Below are 3,434 nucleotides of genomic sequence, written 5' to 3' on the forward strand. Positions count from 1 at the left end.
CACCCGCACGGACACACCCCGGCCCGACGCGGCCCCAGGGCCGCCCGGGCACACCGTCACCCGCCCCGCCCCGCCCCGGCGGGGCGGTGGCAACGCCCGCACCGCGCCCACCCCGAAACCGCCTGCGGATGCCGCCCCCCCCACGACGCCGCCGACGAAGGGCGCCGCCCCCGGTGCACCGGACAGCCGCGCCCCGGCGAGGGCACGCAGGCGGGTGCCCGCGACCCGCGGGCGCTGCCGCACGGCTGGTGGCAGCGCCCGCGGCGGGGCGGGGAGCACGGCGGCGCCGCCGCCGAAGTCCTCGCCCCTTTGCGGGCCGGGCCCCGTCCCCGCGCTGCCGGACGCCGCCGGGGCGGATGCGCCCGCCCGCGACCCGGCGGCCGAACCGGAACAGGCGTCAGGCCCCCGGGGCGTCCGGGCCCGGCCGCGGCCACAGCGGCCACAGCGGCGACAGCGGCCACTGCGGCGCCTGCGCGCCGGGGGCCCGCGGCTGGAGCGCGGCGGCCGGCCACGACACCACCGCGGGCATCGCCGCCGTCCTCGCCGAAGCCGTCCTCGCCGCAGCCGTCCTCGCCGAAGCCGGCTTCGACACGCCGGACGTGAGCACCGCCCGCCCGCCCCGCCGCAGCGGGCCCTGGCGCCGGCGGCGCAGGCCGCCGCCCCGCGCCCCGGCCCGCCTCCTCCGGCGGGCCGAATCCCTCACCGCCCCGGCCCGCAGCCCGGCCAACGGCCGCCCCCGCAGCCCGTGGCGGGAGCGAACCGCGCGGCGAGGGCCTGTCGCCCCCCGCCCCTGGCCCGGCCCGCAGGAGCACACCCCTGGCCGGCGCCCCGGCCGCCCTCGCCCTCCCCCTGCCGCCCGGACGCACCGTCACCGGCGGGGACGACGCCCTGACGAGGATCTGCGAAAACGGCTCTGGCCACAGTTCCGTGAAGGATCTCGTTCCGGGCTTGAGCTGCCGCGCGCCGGCCGCCGCCGGAAACCGGGTGCGGGCGGCGCGGTGATCGGGTCACCATGCTCGGATGGCCGAGGAACTCGCAGCGGAATCCGACCCGGCACTTCTGGGCATCGGCCTTGTGGCCAATATCGTTCAGGTGACCGTACAGGGCCGCGGCGGGTTGGAAGTCCGCCGTGGGACGAAGCACTTCGCCCCCGGCGCCAAGGTGTGGGTGGTGCCCCCGCACTGGGACTGGAGTGACCGGCTGTACGTGGTGGGGCGTCACCGCGGCCGCTTCAACCGGTACATCGCGGTCGTGATGCGTAGGGACTTCCTGGAGAACCTCCGGGTCCGAGGCGTCTACAGCCCTGCGCTGGCGCGGGCGCTCGCGGATGTCGTGGGTCGCCCGTTCTGGAACAGCGCCGAGGACGCCCAGATGATGGTGGATCAGTGGTGATGCCAGGTCGGGATTCCGAACGAGGGCCGCGCAGGACGAGCATCTCTGCGCCGACGCCCTGGCCTGTGGATTCACGGAACTGCGGCCAGGGCCGCGAAAACGGCCGGGCCCGCTCCCGGTTCCCCACTCGGTTGCGCGTGTATCGAGGGCCGGAGCCGCCCGTCTCCGCAGGGTCAGGGCCGGCCCGGTCGGCCAAGGGCGCCTGCGGCGTCGCCGCTGCGCGATGGGCCCCGCCCGCCCTGTCCCGGAGCCAGGGCCGCGAGCGCCCCTCCCCTCGGGTCTCCGGGCCGGCCCGGAGGATCCTCGTTCGCGCTTGCGGGCAATCGCCGAGACCGTCACTGCTCCCACGTTCGACGAAACCACGGTCCCCTCTCCTGCCGCCGTCGGCCAGGTCGCCACCGGCTCCGTCCATGGGCAGCGCTGCCCGACGACCGCGCTCCACCACGCCCGGGAACGGTTGCGGGCGCGGTGTGGACGGGACGTCCCGGAGGGGCTTGCCGGGCTTGGTTGTAACTATTACTGTTGCTTCAAGGCGAGGGAGGTGCGGCGTGAGCGCCAACAGCAGACTGACGATCGCGGCACACGCCCTGACCTGGATCGGGCTCTACCAGCGCCGTGGCCATGAGGTCGCCACCTCCGAGCAGGTCGCGACGAGCGTCAACACCAATCCGGTGGTGATCCGCCGCTTGCTGGCCGAACTGCGCAAGGCCGCACTGGTCCACTCGCGGCGAGGCGCGGGGGCCGGCTGGACGCTCTCGCGAGACCTGGCGGACATCACCCTTCTCGATGTCTACGAGGCGGTCGAGGCGGGGCCGCTCTTCGCCCTGCACCGCTCGACCCCCGACCCGGAGTGCGTCGTGGGCCACGGCATCGGGCCGGCGATGACCGCCGTCTACGACGAGATCGAGGCGGCCCTTCGCAAGGAGCTGGCGAGAACGACACTGGAAGCCGTCCTGCGGGACGTCCTCAGAGCAACCTGATTCGACCGCCCCCCTTCGCGGGGATGTTTTTCCCGCCCACAAACGTAACAAAGATGGTTACCTCAAGGACTGGAGAACGACAATGGGACTGCTGGAGCACAAGAGCGCCCTGGTGACCGGTGCATCGACCGGCATCGGCCTCGCCACCGCCCGCCGCTTCGCCGCAGAGGGGGCGAGCGTCTACCTCACCGGCCGTCGCAAGGCCGAACTGGACGCCGCCGTCGCACTGGTCGGCCCGCGCGGCATCGGCATCCAGGGCGACGCGTCGAACCTGGACGACCTCGACCGGCTGTTCGCCGAGATCGCCGAGCGCAGCGGCCGGCTGGACATCGTCCTGGCCAACGCCGGCGTCGGGGGCTACGGCCCACTGGGGGAGATCACCGAAGAGGAGTACGAGCGCACCACCTCCGTCAACCTCAAGGGCACCGTCTTCACCGTCCAAAAGGCCCTGCCGCTGCTGCCGGCCGGAGCCTCGGTGATCCTGCTCTCCTCCAGCGCCGCGCTACGAGCGGCTCCGGGCCTCGGTGTCTACGCCGCCACAAAGGCCGCGATCCGGAGCCTGGCCCGTACCTGGGCTGCCGAGCTGGCCGACCGCGGGATCCGGGTCAACGCCCTGACTCCCGGTCCCGTCGAGACCCCCGGGGCCGACGAGCTGCGGGCCGCCCTGCCGCAAGGCGGGCAGTCCGCGGCGGCCGGGCACGGCGCACCGACCCCCCTCGGTCGCGTCGGCCGACCCGAGGAGGTCGCCGCCACCGCCCTCTACCTCGCGGCCGACCAGAGCTCGTTCACCACCGGTGCCGAACTCTTCGTCGACGGCGGCGCCACCCAACTCTGACGCAGCCTCGGCCACTTTCGGCCCTGCGACGACGCCACACCGCGCCGGCAGCGACCGCCCCGCCCCCCGGCGCCCCCGCCCGCGACCCGCCGGCCCGCCGGCCCCTCGGACACGCCCCCCAACGCCTAAGTACCTGTTTCCGATGGCATGCGAATCGTCTTCCTGGCCCTGGAATCGAACAGAGCCCGTGTGAAGGTGTGCTCTGAGCTGGGGAGAAGGCTGTTTCG

The 3,434-nt window shown here is 74.5% G+C and carries 3 protein-coding genes; all 3 read left to right on the top strand.

Annotation, left to right across the window (positions count from 1 at the left end; genetic code table 11):
* Nucleotides 1-1,020: 1,020 nt before the first annotated feature.
* The 3 genes from IH61_RS0139625 (at nucleotide 1,021) to IH61_RS0139635 (ending at nucleotide 3,207) form a co-directional block, all read left to right on the top strand.
* On the top strand, nucleotides 1,021-1,392 hold the full coding sequence (locus tag IH61_RS0139625) for a hypothetical protein (RefSeq protein ID WP_051838781.1): 372 nt from the start codon (nucleotides 1,021-1,023) through the stop codon (nucleotides 1,390-1,392).
* 548 nt (nucleotides 1,393-1,940) lie between these two features.
* Nucleotides 1,941-2,372: an Rrf2 family transcriptional regulator gene (locus IH61_RS0139630; RefSeq protein ID WP_031079251.1), complete on the top strand. Its 432-nt coding sequence runs from the start codon at nucleotides 1,941-1,943 to the stop codon at nucleotides 2,370-2,372.
* Between the two features lie 82 nt (nucleotides 2,373-2,454).
* Nucleotides 2,455-3,207, top strand: a complete 753-nt coding sequence (locus tag IH61_RS0139635) for an SDR family NAD(P)-dependent oxidoreductase (RefSeq protein ID WP_031079253.1) — start codon at nucleotides 2,455-2,457, stop codon at nucleotides 3,205-3,207.
* Nucleotides 3,208-3,434: the final 227 nt, after the last annotated feature.

Source organism: Streptomyces sp. NRRL WC-3742 (assembly GCF_000720635.1).
In the GTDB taxonomy this organism is placed as follows: Bacteria; Actinomycetota; Actinomycetes; order Streptomycetales; family Streptomycetaceae; genus Kitasatospora.

Excerpts from the sequence above, each read along its gene's own strand:
- IH61_RS0139625 (WP_051838781.1), top strand. The coding sequence starts at position 1,021 with ATGGCCGAGGAACTCGCAGCGGAATCCGACCCGGCACTTCTGGGCATC.
- IH61_RS0139635 (WP_031079253.1), top strand. The coding sequence starts at position 2,455 with ATGGGACTGCTGGAGCACAAGAGCGCCCTGGTGACCGGTGCATCGACC.